General features: G+C 61.4%; 21 protein-coding genes. 8 read left to right on the top strand and 13 right to left on the bottom strand.

Features of this window, described 5'->3' with window-relative positions:
• Positions 1 to 78: 78 nt before the first annotated feature.
• Complete coding sequence (locus tag J7U39_RS03370; RefSeq protein WP_210630393.1) at positions 79 to 1002, top strand: sugar kinase; 924 nt, start codon at positions 79 to 81, stop codon at positions 1000 to 1002.
• Between the two features lie 84 nt (positions 1003 to 1086).
• On the opposite strand, the gene gstI is transcribed toward J7U39_RS03370, so the two are convergent.
• Positions 1087 to 1278: a glutamine synthetase translation inhibitor GstI gene (gene gstI / locus J7U39_RS03365; protein ID WP_064804193.1), complete on the bottom strand. Its 192-nt coding sequence runs from the start codon at positions 1276 to 1278 to the stop codon at positions 1087 to 1089.
• A gap of 103 nt (positions 1279 to 1381) precedes the next feature.
• Here gstI and J7U39_RS03360 point away from each other — a divergent pair, with 103 nt between their 5' ends.
• The 3 genes from J7U39_RS03360 (at position 1382) to J7U39_RS03350 (ending at position 4169) form a co-directional block, all read left to right on the top strand.
• Positions 1382 to 1627, top strand: a complete 246-nt coding sequence (locus J7U39_RS03360; RefSeq protein ID WP_210630391.1) for a hypothetical protein — start codon at positions 1382 to 1384, stop codon at positions 1625 to 1627.
• An 81-nt stretch (positions 1628 to 1708) separates the two neighbouring features.
• A complete protein-coding gene (locus tag J7U39_RS03355) occupies positions 1709 to 2749 on the top strand; it encodes a glutamine synthetase beta-grasp domain-containing protein (protein WP_064804195.1) in 1041 nt (346 codons plus the stop codon).
• A gap of 238 nt (positions 2750 to 2987) precedes the next feature.
• Positions 2988 to 4169, top strand: a complete 1182-nt coding sequence (locus J7U39_RS03350; protein WP_210630389.1) for a glycosyltransferase family 1 protein — start codon at positions 2988 to 2990, stop codon at positions 4167 to 4169.
• Positions 4170 to 4279: 110 nt separating this feature from the next.
• Here the strand turns inward: J7U39_RS03350 and der are convergent, their stop codons facing one another.
• The 3 genes from der to J7U39_RS03335 all read right to left on the bottom strand — a co-directional run bounded on the left by der (position 4280) and on the right by J7U39_RS03335 (position 7091).
• Positions 4280 to 5701: a ribosome biogenesis GTPase Der gene (gene der, locus J7U39_RS03345; RefSeq protein WP_210630388.1), complete on the bottom strand. Its 1422-nt coding sequence runs from the start codon at positions 5699 to 5701 to the stop codon at positions 4280 to 4282.
• 16 nt (positions 5702 to 5717) lie between these two features.
• A complete protein-coding gene (locus J7U39_RS03340) occupies positions 5718 to 6401 on the bottom strand; it encodes a tetratricopeptide repeat protein (RefSeq protein ID WP_210630386.1) in 684 nt (227 codons plus the stop codon).
• A gap of 105 nt (positions 6402 to 6506) precedes the next feature.
• Complete coding sequence (locus J7U39_RS03335) at positions 6507 to 7091, bottom strand: NnrU family protein (protein ID WP_210630384.1); 585 nt, start codon at positions 7089 to 7091, stop codon at positions 6507 to 6509.
• A 120-nt stretch (positions 7092 to 7211) separates the two neighbouring features.
• On the opposite strand from J7U39_RS03335, the gene J7U39_RS03330 reads away from it, so the two are divergent.
• Complete coding sequence (locus J7U39_RS03330; protein ID WP_210630382.1) at positions 7212 to 8201, top strand: polysaccharide deacetylase; 990 nt, start codon at positions 7212 to 7214, stop codon at positions 8199 to 8201.
• A gap of 270 nt (positions 8202 to 8471) precedes the next feature.
• Here J7U39_RS03330 and sbmA read toward each other — a convergent pair whose 3' ends face one another.
• From sbmA to glpK, 9 genes are all read right to left on the bottom strand, one after another.
• Entirely contained in the window at positions 8472 to 9737 is a 1266-nt protein-coding gene (sbmA, locus tag J7U39_RS03325; RefSeq protein WP_210630380.1) for a peptide antibiotic transporter SbmA, read from the bottom strand.
• Positions 9738 to 9860: 123 nt separating this feature from the next.
• Positions 9861 to 11045, bottom strand: coding sequence for a YbfB/YjiJ family MFS transporter (locus J7U39_RS03320; RefSeq protein WP_210630378.1), 1185 nt, complete (start codon positions 11043 to 11045; stop codon positions 9861 to 9863).
• Positions 11046 to 11443: 398 nt separating this feature from the next.
• A complete protein-coding gene (gene map / locus J7U39_RS03315) occupies positions 11444 to 12202 on the bottom strand; it encodes a type I methionyl aminopeptidase (protein WP_210630376.1) in 759 nt (252 codons plus the stop codon).
• A 39-nt stretch (positions 12203 to 12241) separates the two neighbouring features.
• Positions 12242 to 13303, bottom strand: coding sequence for an LLM class flavin-dependent oxidoreductase (locus J7U39_RS03310; protein ID WP_210630375.1), 1062 nt, complete (start codon positions 13301 to 13303; stop codon positions 12242 to 12244).
• Between the two features lie 345 nt (positions 13304 to 13648).
• Complete coding sequence (locus tag J7U39_RS03305) at positions 13649 to 13939, bottom strand: GIY-YIG nuclease family protein (RefSeq protein ID WP_210631581.1); 291 nt, start codon at positions 13937 to 13939, stop codon at positions 13649 to 13651.
• A 131-nt stretch (positions 13940 to 14070) separates the two neighbouring features.
• Positions 14071 to 14538: an SRPBCC family protein gene (locus J7U39_RS03300; protein WP_210630373.1), complete on the bottom strand. Its 468-nt coding sequence runs from the start codon at positions 14536 to 14538 to the stop codon at positions 14071 to 14073.
• 88 nt (positions 14539 to 14626) lie between these two features.
• Complete coding sequence (locus tag J7U39_RS03295; protein ID WP_210630372.1) at positions 14627 to 15886, bottom strand: RNA polymerase sigma factor; 1260 nt, start codon at positions 15884 to 15886, stop codon at positions 14627 to 14629.
• Positions 15883 to 16257, bottom strand: a complete 375-nt coding sequence (locus tag J7U39_RS03290) for a YciI family protein (protein ID WP_210630371.1) — start codon at positions 16255 to 16257, stop codon at positions 15883 to 15885. The genes J7U39_RS03295 and J7U39_RS03290 overlap by 4 nt, the downstream gene beginning before the upstream one ends.
• 110 nt (positions 16258 to 16367) lie before the next feature.
• Entirely contained in the window at positions 16368 to 17861 is a 1494-nt protein-coding gene (gene glpK, locus J7U39_RS03285) for a glycerol kinase GlpK (protein ID WP_210630370.1), read from the bottom strand.
• Positions 17862 to 18116: 255 nt separating this feature from the next.
• Here glpK and J7U39_RS03280 point away from each other — a divergent pair, with 255 nt between their 5' ends.
• From J7U39_RS03280 to xdhB, 3 genes are all read left to right on the top strand, one after another.
• Positions 18117 to 18893, top strand: a complete 777-nt coding sequence (locus tag J7U39_RS03280; RefSeq protein WP_210630369.1) for a 3-hydroxybutyrate dehydrogenase — start codon at positions 18117 to 18119, stop codon at positions 18891 to 18893.
• Positions 18894 to 18921: 28 nt separating this feature from the next.
• Positions 18922 to 20385: a xanthine dehydrogenase small subunit gene (xdhA, locus tag J7U39_RS03275; RefSeq protein WP_210630368.1), complete on the top strand. Its 1464-nt coding sequence runs from the start codon at positions 18922 to 18924 to the stop codon at positions 20383 to 20385.
• Between the two features lie 274 nt (positions 20386 to 20659).
• The gene (gene xdhB, locus J7U39_RS03270) at positions 20660 to 22999 is read left to right on the top strand and encodes a xanthine dehydrogenase molybdopterin binding subunit (RefSeq protein ID WP_210630367.1); all 2340 of its coding nucleotides are present in this window, start codon (positions 20660 to 20662) and stop codon (positions 22997 to 22999) included.
• Positions 23000 to 23053: the final 54 nt, after the last annotated feature.

Genomic DNA, 23053 nt, shown 5'->3' with positions numbered 1-23053 from the left:
GTATCAGCGCATGAAGCGTTTATTCAAAGCGATAGAGCGGCTGTTGCATCAGCGGCGCTCCGATGCCGGGAGGGCAAGGTGAACGGAAGACGGTTTCTGTCGATCGGTGAATGCATGGTGGAGCTCTCGCAGGCCGGCGACGGTCTGCTGCGCAAGGGCTTTGCCGGCGATACCTTCAACACCGCCTGGTATGCTCGCGCTTGCCTCGGTCCCGATTGGTCGGTCGATTATTTCACGGCGCTCGGTGACGACGCCATGTCGGACGAGATGGCTGCCTTTATCGCCGGAGCGGGTATCGGCACGAACCTCATCCGCCGCATCAAGGGCAGGACGCCGGGCCTCTACATGATCAACCTGAAGAACGGCGAACGCTCCTTCAGCTATTGGCGCGACAGTTCGGCCGCCCGCAGCCTGGCTGCCGATCCAGATCATTTGCGCGAGGCGGTGGAGAGCGCCGATCTCGTCTATTTCTCCGGCATCACCCTTGCCATCCTGCCGCAGGAGGATGCCGCGACGCTGCTCGCGGAGGTCCGCCGCGCCAAGGCAGCCGGCAAGCTCGTGGTGTTCGACCCGAACATCCGTCCCCGTCTGTGGTCGAGCTACGATGTCATGCACGCGACGATCAGCGAGGGCGCCCGCTCTTCCGTGCTCGTCATGCCGAGCTTCGACGACGAGGCCGCCCATTTCGGCGACGATTCCATCGAAGCAACGATCCAGCGCTATCTCGCACTCGGCGCCATCAATGTCGTCGTCAAGAACGGCGCCGACGGCGTCACCTTGAGTTTCGCCGGTGAGGAGACCTTCGTTCCGGCCGAAAAGGTCGAAAACGTCGTCGACACCACCAGTGCTGGCGACAGTTTCAATGGTGCCTTCCTCGCACGCTATCTTGAGAGTCAGGACGCGCCGGCAGCCGCCCGCTTCGCCGCAGGCGTGGCGGCTCGCGTCGTCAGCGAGCATGGGGCCTTGGTTGCAAGAGAAAAACTCGGGTTGAGTGGTGGCTGAGCCCGCGCGTGACCGCCGCGCAGATATGCCATGCGCGGGCGCTCCCCGCCTTCTCAGCATTCTTCCCGGTTAAGGGTGTAAAAATCAGGACTTCGTCGGCCGATCTGTCTCGCGAACCGCCTCGTCATGATACCAGCAGCTGTCGAGTGCGGCGTCGCAGACATCAGCCGCCTCGCGCTCCATCAGCCTTGCGCGTTCGAACCGGTTTGCGGCCCGGGTCGGCTTGACGGGAAACTGGTAGATCGTCGCGGATTCGCGATGGAAACCGGTGGGCATGAGATCGCCTCCATTCCGTTCGGCGCATCGATATCAGGACTGCGACCATAGCATGATGCACATAGATTATGCAAATTGCACAAAATATATGCATGAAGTAACTATGATTGATCCATATGCTGTCTGCGCCCGAAGCTTCCGCCTATTTGTTCAACACTTCACCATTTCAAGCAAAACGCCCAAATTTTCATCCGGTTCCAAGGCGGAAAACCTCTTTATCCTCCTGAGGAATCAGCCTTCGACCGTTCAAACAGGCTTCTTTTCGAGAAAGAAAAAGCGCGGATCGAGCGGCTCATTGAAGATTTTTCTTTCGCCGGCGATCAAACTGGCACGCTACGTGCTTCACTAGGTGCATCCCCTGGCGGTCGGATGCGTTTGCGCGCCCAGATCATCCGGGTTTGCTCACCTTCGTCGCATTGAGAGAGTCACGATGACAAAATATAAGCTCGAGTATATTTGGCTCGATGGGTACACCCCGGTACCGAACCTGCGTGGCAAGACGCAGATCAAGGAATTCGACGCATTCCCGACGCTGGAACAGCTTCCGCTCTGGGGCTTCGATGGCTCGTCGACGATGCAAGCCGAAGGCCGCAGCTCCGATTGCGTGCTGAAGCCCGTCGCCATCTATCCTGACCCGGCCCGCACCAACGGCGTGCTCGTCATGTGCGAAGTCATGATGCCCGATGGCGTCACGCCGCACCCGAGCAACGCCCGCGCCACCATCCTCGACGACGAAGATGCCTGGTTCGGCTTTGAGCAGGAATATTTCTTCTACCAGAACGGCCGCCCGCTCGGCTTCCCCGAGCAGGGTTATCCGGCTCCGCAGGGCCCCTACTACACCGGCGTCGGCTATTCGAATGTCGGCGACGTCGCCCGCGAAATCGTCGAAGAGCATCTCGATCTCTGCCTCGCTGCCGGCATCAATCACGAAGGCATCAACGCCGAAGTGGCCAAGGGCCAGTGGGAATTCCAGATTTTCGGCAAGGGCTCCAAGAAGGCCGCCGACCAGATCTGGATGGCACGTTACCTCCTGCAGCGCCTGACCGAAAAATACGGCATCGACATCGAATATCACTGCAAGCCGCTCGGCGACACCGACTGGAACGGTTCGGGCATGCATTGCAACTTCTCGACCAAGTACATGCGCGAAGTCGGCGGCAAGGCCTATTTCGAAGCGCTAATGGCGCAGTTCGAAAAGAACCTGATGGATCACATCAACGTCTATGGTCCCGATAACGACAAGCGCCTGACCGGCAAGCACGAGACGGCTCCGTGGAACAAGTTCTCCTACGGCGTTGCCGACCGTGGCGCTTCTATCCGCGTGCCGCACTCCTTCGTCAAGAACGATTACAAGGGCTATCTGGAAGATCGCCGCCCGAACTCGCAGGGCTGCCCCTACCAGATCGCTTCGCAGGTTCTGAAGACGATCTCGGAAGTTCCGCTCGCCGGTTCGGCTTCCGCTGCCGCCTAACCTCCCAAGCGGCGCCGGTCTCCGACCGGCGCCGTCATTCTTTCTGCCTGAAAAACATCGTCGGCCGCTGGCATATTCGCGCCGATCGAGCCGCTAAACGCCTGAAAATACTGGCAAGCGGCTGTAATATTTCCATCATGGTCATGCCTCAAAATAGGCAAGCGGGAATCGCCGTTCCGGAACCCCGCTTTGGGGTTGAGCGTTGACAGATCACTGCAACGCGGATGGAAATCGCGACATGCTGCAACGTCCGGCAAACACTTATAGCGGCGAGAGCTGGGCCCATGCCGCAGCCGCCGGAAACCTGCCGGAAAGGCTGGTAATCGTTACCGACGCCTGGCATCCGCAGGTCAACGGAGTCGTTCGCTCGATCGAGAACACCAATCGCGAACTGGCGAAAATGGGTGTCGAGGTTGCGATGGTGACGCCGGAGCGTTTCCATAGCATCCCCTGCCCGACCTATCCGGAAATCCGGCTGTCGATTGCCAATTACCGACGTGTCGCGCGAGAGATCGAAAAGCACAATCCGACCTATGTGCATATTGCCACCGAAGGTCCGCTGGGATTGACCGCCCGCCGCTGGTGCCTGCGCAAGCGCATGCCTTTCTCCACCAGCTATCACACACGCTTTCCAGAATATGTGTCTGCCCGCCTGCCGATCCCGGAGAGCTGGCTCTATGCCTTCGTGCGTTGGTTCCACAATGGCGGCGCCGGCTGCATGGTCGCGACGCCAAGCCTTGCGCGCGAACTGGCCGCGAGAGGCATCAAGAACCTGATGCCCTGGACCCGCGGCATCGACGCCACGCAATTCCATCCGATGCCGCTTGAGCCGGAGCCCCTTGGCCTCCCTCGCCCGATTTTCATGACCGTCGGCCGCGTGGCGCTGGAAAAGAACCTTCCGGCATTTCTCGACCTCGACCTGCCAGGCTCCAAAGTCGTCGTCGGCGATGGTCCGGCGCGCGCCGAGCTGGAGCAGCGTTATCCGAACGTCCATTTCACCGGAGTGAAATTCGGCGAGGATCTGGCGAAAATCTACGCGCAGGCCGATGTCTTCGTCTTCCCCTCGCTCACCGATACCTTTGGTAATACCATTCTCGAAGCCCTGGCATCGGGCGTGCCGGTCGCCGCCTACCCGGTCACCGGCCCGCTCGATATCATCGGCGAGGACAGCGAGGTCGGAGCACTGGACGCCGACCTGCAGGCCGCGTGCCTGGCCGCTCTCTCCGCCTCGCGCACCAAGGCGCGTGAGCTTGCCATGCAATATTCCTGGGAAGCGGCAACGCAGCAATTCATCAACAATATTCGCGCGGCCAATGGGGTCATCACGCCCAAATGGAAAAAGGCCTGGCAATTTGCCAAGTCGCTTCCAAGAAGCAGAAAGCCCGGCGAAACCGCCGGGCCTCTCTCATCCGCAGACTGATCAGTTCTTTCTGTGCAGGGCGCTGCGAAGCGTGTCGTCGCCGCTAGACGAGCAGAAGAACGGGCGCGCGGCGCAACAATGCCGCGTAAGAGCCCAACCACCCTTAAACCCTACGTCCGCCTCTTCTTCGACTCGTACGGATTATCAGGCGAGCGGAAATGGATGCGGATCGGTACGCTCGGCATATCGAAATCGGCGCGCAGCCCGTTGATCAGGTAGCGCGTATAGGATTCCGGCAGCGCGTCGGAGCGGGTGCAGGAAATCATGAAGGCCGGCGGACGGGCCTTGACCTGTGTCATGTATTTCAGCTTGATGCGGCGGCCGGAAACGGCCGGAGGCGGATGTTGGATCTGCTGCGTCTCCAGCCAGCGATTGAGCCGCGCCGTCGAAATGCGCTTGTTCCAGACCCTGTCGGTATCGATAATCGACTGCATCAACTTGTCGAGGCCCCAGCCGGTCTGGCCGGAGATCGGCACAGCGCGGATACCGCGCGCCTGCGGCAGCAGCCGATCGGTCTTTTCGCGCAGATCCGCCAGCACCGCCTGCCGGTCCTCGATCATATCCCACTTGTTGAAGGCAAGTACGGCCGCGCGGCCCTCACGCAGCACGAGGTCGACGATCTGCAGGTCCTGCTTCTCGAAAGGGATCGTCGCGTCAAAGACGATGACGACGGTCTCGGCGAAACGGATGGCGCGCAGCGCGTCGGCCACGGAAAGTTTTTCCAGCTTCTCGGTCACCCGCGCCTTGCGGCGCATGCCGGCCGTGTCGAACATCTTGATAGTGCGGCCGCGCCAGTCCCATTCGACCGAGATGGAATCGCGGGTAATGCCCGCCTCCGGCCCGGTTAGCAGCCGGTCCTCACCGAGGAAACGGTTGATCAGTGTCGATTTGCCGGCATTCGGACGGCCGACAATCGCCACCCGGAGCGGCTTGGTCTCGTCATAAGCGGGCTCTTCGTCCTCGTCCTCACCTTCATCGGCCGAGTGGGAGATATCAACGTCCGTGACGGCGACATCCTCCTTGGCGTAGGCACGGTCCTTACCGATCGCCTCGACGATCGCGTCGCGCAGGTCGAGCATGCCCTGCCCGTGCTCGGCCGAAATCGGCGTCGGCTCGCCGAGGCCGAGCGTATAGGCGTCGTAGAAGCCGCTGTCGGAGCCGCGCGCCTCGGATTTGTTGGCGACGAGCACGACCGGCTTGCCGCGCCGGCGCAGCATTTCGGCCAGGGCAGTATCGACTGGCGTCAGCCCGTTCTTGGCGTCGACGACGAAAAGCGAAAGATCAGCCTCATCGATTGCCGCTTCCGTCTGCGCGCGCATCCGGCCCTGCAGGCTTTCCTCGTCGGCTTCTTCCAGACCGGCCGTGTCGATAATCGTAAAGGTCAGACCCATCAGCCGCGCGTCACCCGGCCGGCGGTCGCGCGTCACGCCGGGTGTATCGTCGACGAGCGCAAGCTTCTTGCCCACCAGGCGGTTGAAAAGCGTCGACTTGCCGACATTCGGACGACCGACGATGGCGACCGTGAAACTCATTCTTTTTCCTTAAAACTCAGCCCTGCGCGGCGGGCGCCTTGCCGGATGCGGTAATGAGATCAAGCATCATCTGAGCGCGATTGGCAACAGGACGCGGGCTGCCGGTGTCGTCGACAATCGACTGGAACCATTGCCGCGCCTGCGCCATGTTGCCGGCCTTGTAGGCGGCCAGACCGAGTGCTTCGCGCGCCGAATGGCGGAAGGCGCTGCTCGGCACGGCCATTTCTTCGATCGCGGCCGAAACCTGCTCATAAGAACCGTTCTCGATCAGCAGCCAGCCCGCGCGCATTTTGGCGGCATCGCGCACGGCAGCCGGAACGCTGTTGTCTTTGCCGATTTCGTTGAAGGCGGTGATCGCCGCCGCAGCGTCGCCCTTCTGCGCCTTGACGGTCGCCGCCCGCATGCGCGCCAGCACCGGATAGGCGCCATGGCCTTCCTTCTCCAGCTTTTCAAGCGCGGCCAGCGCCTCGTCGTTCTTGTTTTCGTCGGCAAGCTTCATCGCCGCCAGAAACTGGTCGCCGGCGCTGGAGGAGCGGTTGTCGTCCCAATATTCATAGAGAACCTTGCCGGCGGTGCCGGCGACGATCAGGATGGCGACGACAATGATATAGCGGCCGAACCGGCGCCAGGCGCCCTTCATCTGATCGGACCGCAATTCCTCGTTGACTTCACGGATGAAGCTGTCGTCGTTGAATGCCATTCTCGTCTCCGGCCGCGGAAATACCTATACGCATGTGCATGACACGCACATTTCCGGCCTTCTACCCCATTTTGCCGCCATTGTAAGGGGGATGTGAAAGATTCGTCACATGGCGAGCGGCGAAACGCCGATCAGCCATTCGTGCAGCTTCCAGATGATCAGCGCCCAGACGACGATGCCGATGACAAGGGCATAGAGGTCGTACTTGGCCGAGACGAAGGGCCGGCGCGTGATTTCGCCCGCCCGCTCGCGACGCTTGAGCGAAATGCGCACGATCACGCCCCAGGCAAGGAACGCCGCAAACAGCAGGACCGACGACGTCTCGCCATTGGCGAGCAGATGCGCCAGCGCCCAGATCTTCACCGACAGCACCATCGGATGCTTGGTCTTGCTCGCAATGTATCCGGCCGGCAACAGCGAGGCGACGAGACAGATCAGCGCGATCAACATCAGCGTAATGGTGATATGCGCCATCCAGACCGGCGGATTGTAGAGCATGCCGGTCACCTGCCTGGCCTGCCCGAATCCGTAGATCAACAGGATCAGTGTGAGGATGCTCGCAACCGAATACCCGGCACGCCAGCCATTCTCGCCGAGGCGCACGATCATCGAGCGACGCAGATCCGGAGCCACCACCCGCACCAGATGCACACCGAGAAAAAGTATGATGCCGACGATAAGCAGTGCCATTGCGGTCCCTTCCGTGCAGTTTGACATGACTTAGCGGTTGGCGGGAAAAAATACCAGCAAGACCGCAGCTTCGCCGCAATTCTATCGGAGGGAAACCGCGAACAAATTGTCGCGGTGCCCATGTCTCGCCCTCTCCTCGCCACCTGTCTGATTGCCTCTCTCGTTCTTCCCGCGGTGGCAGAGGCGGCCGACCGGCCAAAGCAACTGGTCATCATCTCCTTCGACGGTGCCCACAACAACGCGCTCTGGCTGAAAAGCCGCGAGATGGCCGCCAGGAACGGCGCCCATTTCACCTATTTCCTTTCCTGCACCTTCCTGATGAACGAGGCGGCGAAAAAGGCCTATCAGGCGCCGCACCAGAAACCCGGAAAATCCAATGTCGGCTTTGCCCGGAGCGACGACGAGATCCGCGAGCGCCTCGGCAATATCTGGCACGCCCATCTCGAAGGCCACGACATAGCAAGCCATGCGTGCGGCCATTTTGACGGCCGCCTCTGGAGCGAGGCCGACTGGTCGGCCGAATACGCGACCTTCCATGCGACGTTGAAAAATGCCTGGAAGAGCGTCGGCCTTGAAGAACCCGCCGGCTGGCAGGATCTGGTCGACCATGGCATCAAAGGCTTTCGCGCCCCCTATCTCTCGGCGACGGCGGGCGCCGACATGATCGCCGCCGAAAAGAAGGCGGGCTTCACCTATGACGCAAGCCTCGTGACCAAAGGCCCGGCGATGCCTGTCGAGGAAGACGGCATCCTCCGCTTCGGCCTCCCCCTGATTCCCGAAGGCCCCAGCGAAAAGCCGGTCATCGGCATGGACTACAACCTCTTCGTCCGCCATTCCAAGGGTCAGGAGGACAGCGCGGATACGAAGGCATTCGAGGACCGCGCCTACGCCGCCTTCTCCCAGGTTTTCGACAGCCAGTATAACGGCGACCGCATCCCCCTCCAGCTCGGCTTCCATTTCGTCGAAATGAACGGCGGCGCCTACTGGCGCGCGCTTGACCGCCTGGTCAGCGACGTCTGCCACCGGGCGGACGTGGCCTGTGTGAGCTATTCCGAAGCGATTCCGATGATCGAGGCGCGTGGGAAATTGGAGCGGACGTCGGGGCTCTGACGAAAGCTTTTGAGAACGGGGGGTGGTGCCGTGTGGCCCCCTCATCCACCCTGACGGGCACCTTCTCCCCTCTGGGAAGAAGAGGGAATCGCAAAGTCCACGAAAATTCTCTCGAGCGATGGATCAAGGCGAGGCATTGCCACGAGTCTCTTCTCCCCTCGGGGGTCCGAAGGACGGGTCGAGACCAGTGGCTCGACCCCGGTCGGTGGTGGCAGCCGGATGAGGGGGCCGCATGGCACCACCTCGCCCGCTCCAGCCAAATCCTAGGCATCAACCATCCGCATGCACGACACCAGCCTCGCGCTCCAGATAGTGTCGATCGATCGCAGGCAGCGGCTCGTCGTCAATGGCCGCCTCAAAGGCCTTGAGGCGCTTGTGGATGGAGAGCAGCTCAATGATCGTCGTCCAGGAATTGACCAGATATTGGAACGAATTGCTGACTTGGCCGAAGGCCGTCGAGATCTGCTGAAAGATGCCGTAGGTGATCGTCCCGGCCACGATCGTCGGCACCAGCATGAAGACCACGAAGAGTGCGTCCGCCTGAATGTAGAAATAGCGGGCGACATTGAAATACATGTAGTGGAAATACATGCGGAAATAGTTCCGCCGAACGTTGTTGAAAAGCTCCCTGACTGTCAGCGGCTGCGCCCGCTCCGCATGGTCCTCGCCATAGACGAGTTCCTTGCGATAGGCGGCTTCCACGCGCTGATTACGGAAGTTCAGGCCCGGCAGCTTGATACCGGCGACCGCCAGAAGCAGCGTGCCGAATGCCGACCAGAACAGCGCCAGCCAGAACAGGGAATTCGCCAGCGGGCCGATGACCGGCAGTTCAGTCACATAGTGCGACAGTGCCAGAAGGATCGGAAGGAAGACCACGAGCGTCATCACCGAATTGATGAGGCTGATGCCGAGACCCTCGAGCGTGCTCGAAAAACGCATCGTGTCTTCCTGCACGCGCTGTGAAGCACCTTCGATGTGCCGCAGCTTTTCCCACTTCGACATATAGAAATCGTTCATCGCGGCGCGCCAGCGGAAGATGTAGTGGCTGGTGAAGAAGTCGGTCATGATCGACACGAACATGCTGAGGAACGCGATCTGACAGAAGACCCACATCAGACTGTAGAAATTGTCGACGGAAATGCCCGGCTGCTTCGACAGGGCGTTCTGCAGAAGGTCGCCGAATGGGCGGCGCCAATTGTTGATCACGACCGTGATCTGCACGCCGAAATAGGTCACAAAAATGATGAGCGCAGAACCCCAGATCGACCACAGCTTCCAGGGATGGTGCAGCGCCTTCAGATGCCAAGCGCCGCAGAAGATGATCGCCGAGAGAAAGAAATAGCTGTAAAACCAAACATTTTCGGGCAGCAAGAAGAAGGAAAGATCGATCGGCTGCTGCTCTTCTGCAACCGGTGCAAATCCGAGCGACGCGCCGAGACCGGCCGCGAAGAAATACCAGCCCAATATTGAAATTAGCGTCCAGACGACAAGCGAAATGAAGAAAGGTTTCGGCTGGGGAAAGAAGGAATGAAACACGGGGAGCTTTGCTTTCCTGAACTGTGAGTCTCGGGAGTGTCGGAACACTGATTGTGCCGGAAACTAAGGCAGTTCGAAGGAAGCAGCAATGGGTTCAGCCGATTGTTACGCAGATGTAATCGGTTAGGCGATTTTCCTGATGACGGGCATTACGAGCGCCGCGCAGACAAGAAGTGCTGCGGCAGCGATCACCGTCGGCAGGGTAAAGCTGCCCGAGCGTTCGGCAATCCAGCCGGCAACAATCGGTCCGACGATCTGGCCGACGCCGAAGGCGGCCGTCATCATCGCCAGGATCCGCCGCGGACTCTTCGGGGAAAGCTTGCGGCCGATTTGCAGTCCGTAGGCCGTGATCGCCAGGAACGTCGCCCCGAATAGCGCCCCGCCGATCAGCGGCGCGACCGAAGGCGGCAGCGCTACGGTGGCGAGCACACCGGCGGCCTCGATGAGAAGCGCCGCGACATAGACGCCGCCGAGTCCAAGCGGTCTGACGAGCGGCTTCCAGGCAAACAGCGCCACCGCCGCCGTCACGCCGGCAATGAACCAGCAGAGAAATTCGACGAAAGCTCCCGTCGCCGCCATGCGTGCGATGGTGACGAGGAAGGTCGCGGTGATGACGTAGCCGAAGCCGAACAGGCCGTAGGACAGCGTGACAAGCACCATCGGCCGGCTCCAGTTGAGCGCCGGTTCCTTGCCCGACCGCGCTGCCTGTGCCGGCGCCGTGGGCAAGAGCCACCAGACGATGGCGAGACTTGCCGCGCAATAGAGCGCCCCGCCGATCCAATCGGCGCGCCAGCCGCCCGGCTCATCGTGAAAGCCAAGACCAATCAGGAGCACCATGACCGACGAAAGCGCAATGCCCGCTCCAGGCCCGCCGAAATGCGCCGCCTGCACATGGTCATTGCCGGCAGCAGCCCCGTGGCTGAGCACGATCGACGAGGTGAACACCATCGCGAAGGCGCTGGCAAGGCCGGCCAGGAGCCGGATGACCGCAAAGATCGCAACGGAATCGGTGGCCGCCATCGCAGCGAGCAGGATTGCGTTGGCAAGCAGTGCCAAGAGCGCCACCAGCCGTTCGCGCCCCGCCGCCCAGCCATAAGCCGCCAGCACGGCGCCAACGAGATAACCGACGAAATTCGCCGACGCGATAAAGCCGGCATCCGCCGCCGAAAGCGGCACGCCGCTCATCATGCCGGGCAGGATCGGCGTATAAGAGAAGCGCCCGAAGCCCATGGCTGCCGCCATGGCCACGGCGCCGGCAGCAGCAATCGAAACCAGGTTGGGCGCGGAGCGAGGCGGACGGGAAAGCATGCACCGCTTATCGCGCTGCAACGCAAAGGCCACAAACGACTATTTCTGATCGATCGATCAATTCTGCGAAAGGTAGGATTTTCACCGCCGTTTTTGAACCACAATATCTAGGGCGCAGATCGAAGCGCGGGAGCGAAGGGACGTGGCGGTCAAGCCGAATGAATTGACATGTGCGCCCACCACAACCACCCTCATTTCCTGTGCTTGTCACAGGAATCCCGTGCGCCCAAGTCCTTGGGCGCTGGAGACTCTCTTCAATTGTATATGGGTCAATCACCGCGCAGACGCGCGGTGGCTGGATTCCTGTGACAAGCACAGGAACAAAAAGGAGAGGTGAGCGCTCCCCACGAAGCGACCTGAAGATTCCAAGCCCAAGGGCGAGCCCACTGACCCCAGCCCTACACCCGCCCATCCGGCAGCGTCAATATCACCGGCCCATTCCGCGTCGCAACCACCGTATGCTCAAACTGCACCGTCGGCGCCTTCGGATCGGCATAGAGCGTCCAGGCGTCGTCGCCGCCTTCGGCCCATGTCGCGCCGAGCGAAAGGAATGGCTCGACGGTGAAGACGAGGCCATCCGTCATCACACGCTTTTCCGAAGGATCCGGCCAGGTCGAGAGCTCGGCCGGCTCCTCGTGCAGCGAGCGGCCGACGCCGTGGCTCGCCAGATTGGCGACCAGCGTATAGCGGTTCTTCTGCGCGAAAGCGCCGACGGCGGTGCCGATCTTTGCCAGCGATTCGCCCGATTTCACCTGGTTGAGCCCGACCCAGAGCGCCCGCTTACCGTCGCGGCAGAGCCGCTCGATTTTCGGCTTGACGGGCGGCACCGCGAAGGAGGCGCCGGTATCGGCGAAGAAGCCGTCCTTCTCGGCCGAGACGTCGATATTGATGAGATCGCCGGCGCGGATGACGCGCGGGCCGGGAATGCCGTGGGCGATTTCCTCGTTGATGCTGATGCAGGTCGCGCCCGGAAATTGATAGCAGAACTCCGGCGCCGAGCGTGCGCCCGCATCTTCGAGCACCTTGCGGCCGATCTGGTCGAGCTCCAGCGTCGTCATGCCGGGCTCTATCGTTGCCGCCATCACCTGGATGGCATTGGCGCAGATGCGGCCGATCTCCTTGAGCTTCACCAGTTCGTCGTCGTTTGCGATAACCATTCGTCTGTTCCGCCCTTCCACAGGGCGGCCGCGGCCGCCTCAAACTGAGGCTTTCACTCCTTCGCTCTTTTCAGTCAATGCCTTTCTGACGATCGGCGCCACTTTCGTCCCGTAGAGCTCGATGCCACGCATGATCTGATCATGCGGCATCAGGCCGATCGCCATCTGCAGCAGGAAGCGGTCGTTCTTGAATATCGCGTGATGGGCGATGATCTTTTCCGCGACCCGCTCGGGATCGCCGACGAAAAGCGCGCCGTTCGGCCCGCGCGAAAGATCGAAATGCGCCCGGCTCGTCGGTCCCCAGCCGCGCTCGCGGCCGATGCGGTTCATCACCTCCGCCTGTGGTCCGTAGAACTGGTCGGCGGCTCTCTCCGTCGTGTCCGCGATGAAGCCATGGACATTGATACTGGTCTTCAGCTTCGCCTGATCCTGCCCGGCCCGGCGCGCAGCCTCGCGGTAGAGATCGAAGAGCGGCGCGAAACGGCGCGGCTCGCCGCCAATGATCGCGAGCGCCACCGGCAGTCCGAGCGCGCCGGCGCGCGCCACCGACTGCGGTGTGCCGCCAACCGCGATCCACAGCGGCAGTGGATCCTGCAGCGGCCTGGGATAGACGCCGCGTCCGTTGATCGCCGCGCGAAGCTCACCCTTCCACGCGACAGTCTCATCATCGCGCAGCGCCAGCAGCAGATCGAGCTTCTCCTCGAAAAGCTGGTCGTAATCCTCGAGGTTGTAGCCGAACAGCGGGAAAGACTCGATGAACGAGCCACGCCCTGCCATGATCTCGGCACGGCCGTTCGAAATGAGATCAAGCGTCGAAAACTGCTGGAACACACGCACCGGATCGTCGGAGGAGAGCACAGTAACCGCGCTCGTCAGCCGGATGTTTTTGGTCTTGACGGCCGCAGCCGCCAGCGCCACCGCGGGAGCGGACGCCGCATAGTCCGGCCGATGGTGTTCGCCAAGCCCGAAGACATCGAGCCCCACCTGATCGGCAAGCTCGATCTCCTCGATCAGATGCTTCAGCCGTTCGGCCCCTTCCGCTCCCTTGCTGCGGGAGGGATTGGGATTGACATCGGCGAATGTGTAAAGGCCCAGTTCCATCGTCGGCATCCTGTTGAACTCGATCCGGAGATAAGGATGGCGGCGATGGAGCGCAAACACAAATTGTGGAACGGATTGTTCGAGAATCTTGATAGGCGGCGGCAGTTATTAAGGGTTCGCACCCTCAGCTACATCTAACTGAGCGAACATTGTACGATGGCAAAGAGTCCCTGCGCCATGGACATGGCGCTGCTGGATTCCTGTGACGAGCACAGGAATGAGGGAGCAAATGGTGCGCACCTGGCCAACCATATCCCATACTATTCAGAGCGTTTTTGTTAGATGCTGAACTGCGTGAACCATCGTTGTTGACCTCTGCGACTGCGCGACAGGAGACTTCTCCTCTCACAGGCCCAAGAGATGAAACGAAATGTCCTCCCATTCAGGATTCTCCCGCTCGATCAGATTGAGCTTCCACAGTCGCGGCCATTTCTTAATCGTCTTTTCGCGCGTGATCGCTGTCGTCAGCAGATCATGCTCCTCGAACCACACCAGTGTCTTGACACCATACTTCGACGTAAAACCCGGCGTCAGCTCATTCTGATGCTCGTATAGCCGGCCGGCAAGATCACGCGTCACGCCGGTATAGAGCGTGCCGTTGCGTCCGGATGCGAGGATATAGACGTACCCTTTCATACCAGCAGATTGGCACAGGATAGAATCTGAATTCAACGACTTCGAAGCACAGGTGGAATCATCTTCCAAACCGCCTCGTGCCACACTTGAAGCACGGGACGGCACAGCCTTCACCACGCCGTCCCCGCCGCTCACATTTTCGCCAACAATTCCGCCAACTGATCGGCCGCCTTGCCCCATCCCTCGTGGAAGCCCATCTTCTCGTGCGCTTCCTTGTCTTCGGCGCGCCAGTGCAGCGCCTTGGCTGTATATTTCGTCCTGCCGTTACCGAGGTCTTCGAGCAGAATGACGCCGGTGAAGAAAGGCTTTTCGGCAGGCACCCAGGCGCTGGTATAGGCGTCGGTGAAGACGATCTTCTCATTCTCGACGATCTCGAGATAGACGCCATGATTCGGATACCGATTGCCCTGGGGATCCTGCATGACGACAACACTCGCGCCGCCGGGGCGCACATCGAGCGTCGCGTCTGCCACACTCCACGGGCGCGGGACGAACCACTGCTTCACGAGATCCGGATCGGTCCATGCCTTGAAGATCTTATCGCGCGGGGCGTGGAATTCCCTGATAAGGACGAGTTCATGTTGCGTGCTGGCGGTCATTTCAACATCTCTCCGTTTGAATGAAACCTGTTTCGTCTCAGGTTGTTACAAGGACGTGTAAACTTCGCCGTTCCGACACCACGAAGAATTAATTTGCAATCGGCTGCGCCGCCTCTTCCTGCATCTTGTCGATCTGCCGGCGGATATGCGCGGCTTCCGCCGCCGAATGGGCAAGCGCGATGGCATGGTCGAAGGCTTCGCGCGCCTGGCTGGTCAAACCGAGCTGCTTCAGCAGCCCGCCCCGCAGACCGTGATAATAGAAATAGCCTCCGAGTTTCTCGCCGAGCGGATCGATGAGATCCAGCGCCTCCTGCGGCCCATGCAGCTTGGAAACGACGACCGCGCGATTAAGCGTTACGACAGGCGAGGGCTGAATACGCTCCAACGCCCGGTAAAGCAGATCGATTTCCGTCCAGTCGGTGTCTTCGGCACGTTTCGCGCGCGAATGGATGGCGGCGATGGCCGCCTGAAGCTGGTAGGGGCCGGGCCGGCGGTGGCGTAGCGCCTTGTCGAGCAGCGCCAGGGCCTCATTGATGAAAAGCTGGTTCCAGAGAGAGCGGTCCTGATCCTCGAGCAGCACGATCTCGCCTTCGGCGCTGAAACGCGCCGGGCGGCGCGATATCTGCAGAAGCATGAGCGCAAGCAGCCCCATCAGTTCCGGTTCGGACGGAAACATGTGCAGCATCAGCCGTGCCAGCCGGATCGCCTCGTCGCTGAAGGCGGCCGCCTCATGTTTGGGATTCGCCTGGGTGTAGCCCTCGTTGAAGATCAGATAGATCATCGTGCTGACGATCGACAGGCGTTCGGCCCTCTCCTCAGGGCTCGGCGTTTCGAAAGGCACGCCCGCCTTGGCGACGCGCGCCTTGGCCCGAGTGATGCGCTGCTCCATGGCGCTTTCGGAGACCAGGAAGGCGCGCGCGATCTGCGTCACCGAAAGGCCGGAGACGATGCGCAGCGCCAGCGCGATCTGCTGCGTCGCCGGCAGATCGGGATGGCAGCAGATGAAGAGAAGCCGCAGGATATCGTCGCGATAATTGGAAGCATCCAGCCGCTCGGCAATGTCGCTTTCGGCATCCTCAGTATCGGAAATGACGTCCTCGTCCGGCAACGCCTGCAGCTTCGATCGTTTGCGCACCGCATCGATGCCGCTGTTGCGACCGACGAAAATGAGCCATGCCGCCGGATCGCGCGGCGGTCCTCTTTCCGGCCATGTCCGGATCGCCCTCAGGCATGCCTCCTGAAACGCCTCCTCCGCGGTATCGAGATCGCGGAAATAGCGCAGCAGCGCGCCGAGCGCCTTCGGGCGGGCCGAGGCAAGCGCGAGGTCGATCCAGGCAATGTCGGTCATGATGCAGCATCTCCCGGCCTGAACACGTAGAAAGGCCGAATTTCGTAAGAGGAGGAGCCGGGATTGACCGCGGATAGCTGTTTCGAGAAGGCGACCGCCTCCTCCAGCGTTTCGAAGTCAACCACGTAAAAGCCGAGAAGCGCCTCTTTCGTTTCCGCGAAAGGCCCGTCGATGACGAGAGCCTCGTCTTTGCCCTTGCGAACGGTCGTCGCCGCCGTCGTCGGCATCAGCCGACCGACGGGACCCAGCTTACCGGCTTTGGCAAGCGGCTCCTGCACGGCGTAAAGCTTTTCCATGACGGCAGCCTCCTCCTCCTTGGTCCAGGCGAAGACGGTTTCCTCATGGGCGTAACAAAGGATTGCATAAAGCATCGGTCACTCCTCTTTCCGAATGACGAAGGAGTAACCGCTTAGCCGACAGGCCGCATCAAAAAATTATCCGGGTCAGCGGCGGTTGCAGGAACCAAGGCGCTTACCGAAGGCTAGCCTTCGGTAAGCGTCCGCTTGACCGCATTCTTCCAACCCTTGAGTTTTGCCGCCCGCACCTTCTCGTCCATGTCAGGCTCGAAACGCCGGTCGCGTTTCCATGTCGCCGAAAACCCATCCCTGTCAGGCCACACCCCCGCCCGGCTGCCGGCGAGCCAGGCCGCGCCCAGCGCCGTCGTCTCCAGGATCACCGGGCGATCGACCGGCGCGTCGAGCAGGTCGGCGAGGCGCTGCATCGTCCAGTCGGAGGCGACCATGCCGCCGTCGACGCGGAGCACCGTATCTTCGGCGCCGTTCTTCCAGTCTTTCTGCATGGCGTCGAGCAGGTCGCGGGTCTGGTAGCAGACGGCTTCGAGCGCCGCCCGGGAAAGCTCAGCGGGCCCACTGTTGCGCGTCAGCCCGAAAATCGCGCCGCGCGCCTGGGCATCCCAATATGGCGCGCCGAGGCCGGTGAAGGCGGGCACGAGATAGACCTCCTGCGTCGGATCGGCCTTTTCGGCAAGCGTGTTGGTCTCGGCGGCACTGCCGATGATGCGAAGCCCGTCCCGCAGCCATTGCACGGCAGCACCCGCGATAAAGATCGAGCCCTCAAGCGCATAGGTCGTCTCGCCGTTGAGGCGATAGGCGATTGTCGTCAGCAGTCGGTTTTTCGAACGCACCATGTCTGTGCCGGTGTTGAGCAGCGCAAAGCAGCCCGTGCCGTAAGTCGATTTCAGCATGCCCGGCGCAAAACAGGCCTGGCCGATGGTCGCCGCCTGCTGATCGCCGGCGACACCGAGGATCGGGATGGCAGCGCCGAATATCTCTAAATCGACCGTGCCGAAATCGGCGGCACAATCCTTGACCTCAGGCAGCATGGCGGCCGGCACTCTCAGAATGTCGAGCAGATCCTCGTCCCATGCATTTTCGGCAATGTTGTACATCAGCGTGCGTGAGGCGTTGGTGGCATCCGTCACGAAGCTCTTGCCGCCGGTGAGCCGCCAGATCAGGAAGGTGTCGATCGTCCCGAAGCAGAGATCGCCCCGGGCCGCACGCGCCCGCGCCCCCTTCACATTAGCAAGCATCCAGGAGAGCTTCGTGCCGGAGAAATAGGGATCAAGGATGAGTCCGGTCTTCTTTGTGAAAACCCGTTCCAGATCCTGCCGTTTCAGGTTGTCGCAGTAGCTCGCCGTGCGTCGATCCTGCCAGACGATGGCATTCTGGATCGGCCGGCCGGTCTCGCGCTCCCACACAACAACGGTCTCGCGCTGGTTGGTGATGCCAAGCGCGGCAATGTCCTTCGCCATCACCTTGGCTTCACGCAGCGCCATATGGATGGTGGAGACGACTGAATCCCAGATCTCCTCAGGATCATGCTCCACCCAGCCGGAGCGCGGATAGATTTGAGTGAATTCCTTCTGGCCTTTGCCGACGACCTGCATGGTGCCATCAAAAACGATCGCCCGTGTCGACGTTGTTCCCTGATCGATCGCCAGAACATATCCGCTCATGAAATCCTTCTCCCTGGAGCAATTCCAGCAAAAGCGCGTAGCGGTTTGCGTCCGGAATTGCGTGGATCAAAGAGATAGAGCATTTCCGTGATTCGGAGAAAAACGGAAATGCTCCACGCTGATTATCATGGCAAATCAATAGGACACGGATGCGGGCGAGAAAAGCGAATAAAGCGGAATTGCCAGCCTGCCGCCTTTGGGAATAACCTCGAGGCTAACGCTGCGACGCAGCATCGGCATTCACGGAGAAACAGCATGAGCAGATCAGTCGTCGTCACCGGCTCCACCAGCGGCATCGGTCTTGCGATCGCCACCGCCTTCGCCGAAACCGGCGACAACGTCGTTATCAACGGGTTCGGAAATGCCGATGAAATCAACGCGATCGTCGAGCGGCTTGAATCGGTATCGAAGGGCCGGGCAATCTACCATCCCGCCGACATGACCAAGCCCGCCGAGATCGCCGACCTGATCGAAACCGCCGCAAAAACCTTCGGCACCGTCGATGTCCTCGTCAACAATGCCGGCATTCAGCATGTCGAGAAGATCGAGGATTTCCCGGTCGAAAAATGGGATCAGATCATCGCCATCAACCTGTCGAGCTCCTTTCACACCATGCGCGCCGCCATTCCGCTGATGAAGGCCAAGAAATATGGCCGCATCATCAACATCGCTTCGGCTCACGGGCTCGTCGCCTCCCCCTTCAAATCCGCCTATGTGGCGGCAAAACATGGTATATTAGGCTTGACGAAGACAGCGGCGCTGGAACTTGCGGAGTTCGGCGTGACGGTCAACGCCATCTGCCCCGGCTATGTGCTGACGCCGCTCGTCGAAAAGCAGATACCCGATACCGCCAGGGCGCGCGGCATCACCGAGGAGCAGGTGAAGAGCGAAGTCATCCTCAAGGCGCAGCCGACGCGCGAATTTGTCAAGGCCGAGGAGATCGGTGCGCTGTCGATCTACCTTGCGAGCGATGCCGCCTGCCAGGTGACCGGAACCCACATCTCGATTGACGGTGGCTGGACGGCGGCCTAACCATTTGGAAAACATAACCGGGAATATCATGAACGACAGCATTCGCTTCATCCTGAATGGCGAGGACATCGAGCTCACCGATGTCGGGCCGACCGAGACGCTTCTCGATTTTCTGCGGTTGAAGCGGCGCCTCACTGGCACCAAGGAGGGATGCGCGGAAGGCGATTGCGGGGCCTGCACCGTGCTCGTCGGCCGGCTCGTCGACGGCAAGCTTGCCTATGAATCCGTCAACGCCTGCATCCGTTTCACCGGCTCGCTGCACGCCACGCACGTGGTGACGGTCGAGCACCTGGCCGGCCGGGATGGCGCGCTGCATCCGGTGCAGCAGGCGCTGGTTGATTGTCATGGGTCGCAATGCGGCTTCTGCACCCCGGGCTTCGTGATGTCGCTCTATGGGTTATGGCTGACAAAGGAAAAACCCGGTCGCCGCGAGATCGAAAAGGCATTGCAAGGCAATCTGTGTCGCTGCACCGGCTACGAGCCAATCGTCAAGGCCGCCGAGCAGGTGAGCCTGATGCGCCCGAGCGCGCTGTTCGACCCGCTGGAGCGCACGCGCTCGGAAATCATCGCACGGCTCTGGGCCATGCAGGCGAGCGGCACCATCCTGATTGCCAAAGGCGAAGACCGGTTGATCGTGCCGGCTTCTGTCCAGGCACTGGCCGAAGTTCTCTCGCAGGAGCCCGACGCGACCGTCGTTGCCGGCTCGACCGATGTCGGCCTCTGGGTGACGAAGCAGATGCGGCGGCTGAGCCCGGTCGTATTCATCAACCACCTGAGCGAATTGCAGACCGTCACCGAAAGCGAGGACGGCGTCACCATCGGCGCTGGCGTCAGCTACACCAGGGCCTTCGAAGCGATCGCCCGGAAAATCCCGGCGCTCGGGCGGCTGATCGACCGCATCGGTGGCGAGCAGGTGCGCAACATGGGCACGATTGGCGGCAACATCGCCAACGGCTCCCCGATCGGCGACAGTCCGCCGCCCTTGATCGCGCTCGGGGCGACGTTGACGCTGCGCTCCCTCGAAGGCCAGCGCAAAATCCCCCTCGAGGACTTCTTCATCGCCTACGGCAAACAGGACCGCAGGCCCGGCGAGTTCGTCGAGAGCGTCTTCGTGCCCTATCCCGCAAACAGCCGCTTTGCCGCTTACAAGATCACCAAGCGCCGCGACGAGGACATCACCGCCGTGCTCGGCGCCTTCCTGCTGACCCTCGACGACGCGGAGATCGTCACCGACATCCGCATCGCCTACGGCGGCATGGCGGCAACGCCGAAACGCGCTCGCACGGTGGAGACCGAACTGATCGGCAAATCCTGGACTGAAGCAACGATCGAGGCCGCCCGCCCCGCCTTCGACGTCGATTTCCAACCGCTCACCGACTGGCGCGCCACGGCGGAATACCGCCAGTTGACGGCGAAGAATTTGTTGACGCGGTTCTATCTGGAAACTGTCGGCGCGCCGGCGGAGCTGAAGCGGTTCGAGGAGGTGGCGTGATGGAGAAATTGATCAGAACGCCCGGAATGCAAGCCTTGATGGGAATAGTCGCGGTCTCCTCCTCTCCCTCATTCCTGTGCTTGTCACAGGAATCCAGCGCGCCCAAGTCCCTGGGCGCAGGAGACATTTCCTCAGCGTCATATGAGTCATTCACGGCGCAGACGCGCCGTGGCTGGATTCCTGTGACATCCCTCGGGCGAAGCCCTGAGGGCAAAGGAATGAGGGAGTGCGGAGTAGCCGCATTTCCTAACTCCGTTCGCGGAGGGCTGATCTAATGGACAAGTCCACCTTCGAAGACCCCAAAGTCGTCATCTCGGGCCCAATGTACGGCTCTCTGCGCCATGATTCCGCGCACAAACACGTTACCGGAACGGCCGAATATATCGACGACACCCCCGAACCCGCCGGCCTGCTGCACGGCGCGCTCGGCCTCTCCGACCGGGCACACGCCGAAATCCTCAGCATCGATCTCTCCGAGGTCGCCGCCTATCCCGGCGTCGTCTGGGTCTTCACCGGCAAGGACGTGCCCGGCGTCAACGACGTCAGCTCCAACGGCAGCCATGACGAGCCGCTGCTCGCCGAAACTTTGGTTCAGTTCCACGGCCAGCCGATCTTTGCCGTCATCGCCGAGACGCGCGAGGCCGCCCGCCGCGCCGCTTGGCTGGCGAAGATCGCCTATCGCGACCTCCCGCATTGGAGCGATATCGACGGCGCACTTGCAAACGGCAGCCCGCTGGTCACCACGCCGATGACGCTGCAGCGCGGCGAGCCGGAAACGGAAATGCCGAACGCACCCATGCGCCTGAAGGGCCAAATGCGCATCGGCGGACAGGAGCATTTCTATCTCGAAGGCCATATCGCCGTCGCCTTTCCCGGTGAGGATGACGAGGTAACCGTCTGGTCTTCGACCCAGCATCCGAGCGAGATCCAGCACATCGTCGGCCATGTGCTCGACATCCCTTCGAACGCGGTGACGGTCAATGTGCGCCGCATGGGCGGAGGCTTCGGCGGCAAGGAAACACAGGGCAGCCAGTTCGCGGCCCTTGCCGCCCTTGCGGCCAAGAAGCTCGGCCGCGCCATCAAGTTCCGCCCCGACCGCGACGAGGATATGAGCGCCACCGGCAAACGCCATGATTTCCTCGTCGATTACGAAGTGGGCTTCGACGCTGACGGCCGTATTCACGCTGTCGATGCGACTTATGCGGCGCGTTGCGGCTTCTCCTCCGATCTCTCGGGGCCGGTGACCGACCGGGCCCTCTTTCACGCTGATTCCAGTTACTTCTACCCGCATGTGCATCTGCAGTCGAAACCCTTGAAGACGCACACGGTCTCCAACACCGCCTTCCGCGGCTTCGGCGGTCCGCAGGGCATGCTCGGCGCCGAGCGCTTCATCGAGGAGATCGCCTACGCCCTCGGCAAGGATCCGCTCGATATTCGCAAGCTGAATTTCTACGGCCAGCCGGGCTCCGGGCGCACGCTGACACCTTACCACCAGGAGGTCGAGGACAATATCATCGCCCGTGTCGTCGACGAACTGGAGGAGACGGCCGAATACCGGGCGCGACGCAACGCCATCATCGCCTTCAACCGCGACAGCCGCTACATCAGAAAGGGCATCGCGCTGACGCCGGTCAAATTCGGCATCTCCTTTACCATGACCGCCTTCAACCAGGCCGGCGCCCTCGTCCATATCTATCAGGACGGCTCGATCCACCTGAACCATGGCGGCACCGAAATGGGCCAGGGCCTCTATACCAAGGTGGCGCAGGTGCTGGCCGACAGCTTCCAGATCGATATCTCTAGGGTGAAGATCACCGCAACGACGACCGCCAAGGTGCCGAACACCTCGGCCACCGCCGCCTCCTCCGGCTCGGACCTGAACGGCATGGCGGCCTACGATGCCGCCCGCCAGATCAAGGAACGGCTGGTGGCCTTTGCCGCCGAAAAATGGGATGTGGCCCCCTCCGACGTCGTCTTCCTGCCAAACCGCGTGCGCGTCGGCGAGTTCGAGATCCCCTTCCGTGATTTCATCAAGCAGGCCTATTTCGCCCGCGTCCAGCTTTCAGCCGCCGGCTTCTACAAGACGCCGAAGATCCACTGGGACCGCAAGGCCGGCCGCGGCACCCCCTTCTATTATTTCGCCTACGGCGCCGCCTGCACCGAGGTCTCGATCGATACGCTGACCGGTGAATATCTGATCGACCGCACCGACATTCTCCACGATGTCGGCCGCTCGCTGAACCCGGCGATCGACCTCGGCCAGGTCGAAGGGGCCTTCGTCCAAGGTTTGGGCTGGCTGACGACGGAAGAGCTCTGGTGGGACGACAAGGGACGGCTGCGCACCCATGCCCCGTCGACCTACAAGATCCCGCTCGCCTCCGACCGGCCGAAAATCTTCAACGTGCGGCTGGCCGAATGGTCAGAGAATGCCGAAGCGACGATCGGCCGTTCCAAGGCGGTCGGCGAACCGCCCTTCATGCTGGCGATCTCGGTGCTGGAAGCCCTGTCGATGGCGGTCGCTAGCGTCGCCGATTATAACGTCTGTCCGAGACTCGATGCGCCGGCGACTCCGGAACGGGTGCTGATGGCTGTGGAGCGGATGAAGCGGGTGTAGGATGCGTCCGGCTGATTTGTTGTTTGAGCAGGACGGGCCGAGTGGGTGGCACCC

It is taken from the genome of Rhizobium sp. NLR16a (genome assembly GCF_017948245.1).
Lineage (GTDB): Bacteria > Pseudomonadota > Alphaproteobacteria > Rhizobiales > Rhizobiaceae > Rhizobium.
Note: the sequence above shows the minus strand (reverse complement) of the source record. Positions and strands in the feature narration are given on the sequence as shown.

Excerpts from the sequence above, each read along its gene's own strand:
- J7U39_RS03340 (WP_210630386.1), bottom strand. The coding sequence starts at position 6,401 with ATGGCATTCAACGACGACAGCTTCATCCGTGAAGTCAACGAGGAATTG.
- J7U39_RS03280 (WP_210630369.1), top strand. The coding sequence starts at position 18,117 with ATGAGCAGATCAGTCGTCGTCACCGGCTCCACCAGCGGCATCGGTCTT.
- J7U39_RS03355 (WP_064804195.1), top strand. The coding sequence starts at position 1,709 with ATGACAAAATATAAGCTCGAGTATATTTGGCTCGATGGGTACACCCCG.
- J7U39_RS03350 (WP_210630389.1), top strand. The coding sequence starts at position 2,988 with ATGCTGCAACGTCCGGCAAACACTTATAGCGGCGAGAGCTGGGCCCAT.
- J7U39_RS03295 (WP_210630372.1), bottom strand. The coding sequence starts at position 15,886 with ATGACCGACATTGCCTGGATCGACCTCGCGCTTGCCTCGGCCCGCCCG.
- J7U39_RS03305 (WP_210631581.1), bottom strand. The coding sequence starts at position 13,939 with ATGAAAGGGTACGTCTATATCCTCGCATCCGGACGCAACGGCACGCTC.
- glpK (WP_210630370.1), bottom strand. The coding sequence starts at position 17,861 with ATGAGCGGATATGTTCTGGCGATCGATCAGGGAACAACGTCGACACGG.
- J7U39_RS03330 (WP_210630382.1), top strand. The coding sequence starts at position 7,212 with ATGTCTCGCCCTCTCCTCGCCACCTGTCTGATTGCCTCTCTCGTTCTT.
- J7U39_RS03335 (WP_210630384.1), bottom strand. The coding sequence starts at position 7,091 with ATGGCACTGCTTATCGTCGGCATCATACTTTTTCTCGGTGTGCATCTG.
- xdhA (WP_210630368.1), top strand. The coding sequence starts at position 18,922 with ATGAACGACAGCATTCGCTTCATCCTGAATGGCGAGGACATCGAGCTC.
- J7U39_RS03310 (WP_210630375.1), bottom strand. The coding sequence starts at position 13,303 with ATGGAACTGGGCCTTTACACATTCGCCGATGTCAATCCCAATCCCTCC.
- J7U39_RS03320 (WP_210630378.1), bottom strand. The coding sequence starts at position 11,045 with ATGCTTTCCCGTCCGCCTCGCTCCGCGCCCAACCTGGTTTCGATTGCT.
- xdhB (WP_210630367.1), top strand. The coding sequence starts at position 20,660 with ATGGACAAGTCCACCTTCGAAGACCCCAAAGTCGTCATCTCGGGCCCA.
- map (WP_210630376.1), bottom strand. The coding sequence starts at position 12,202 with ATGGTTATCGCAAACGACGACGAACTGGTGAAGCTCAAGGAGATCGGC.
- J7U39_RS03290 (WP_210630371.1), bottom strand. The coding sequence starts at position 16,257 with ATGCTTTATGCAATCCTTTGTTACGCCCATGAGGAAACCGTCTTCGCC.
- gstI (WP_064804193.1), bottom strand. The coding sequence starts at position 1,278 with ATGCCCACCGGTTTCCATCGCGAATCCGCGACGATCTACCAGTTTCCC.
- J7U39_RS03300 (WP_210630373.1), bottom strand. The coding sequence starts at position 14,538 with ATGACCGCCAGCACGCAACATGAACTCGTCCTTATCAGGGAATTCCAC.
- J7U39_RS03360 (WP_210630391.1), top strand. The coding sequence starts at position 1,382 with ATGATTGATCCATATGCTGTCTGCGCCCGAAGCTTCCGCCTATTTGTT.
- der (WP_210630388.1), bottom strand. The coding sequence starts at position 5,701 with ATGAGTTTCACGGTCGCCATCGTCGGTCGTCCGAATGTCGGCAAGTCG.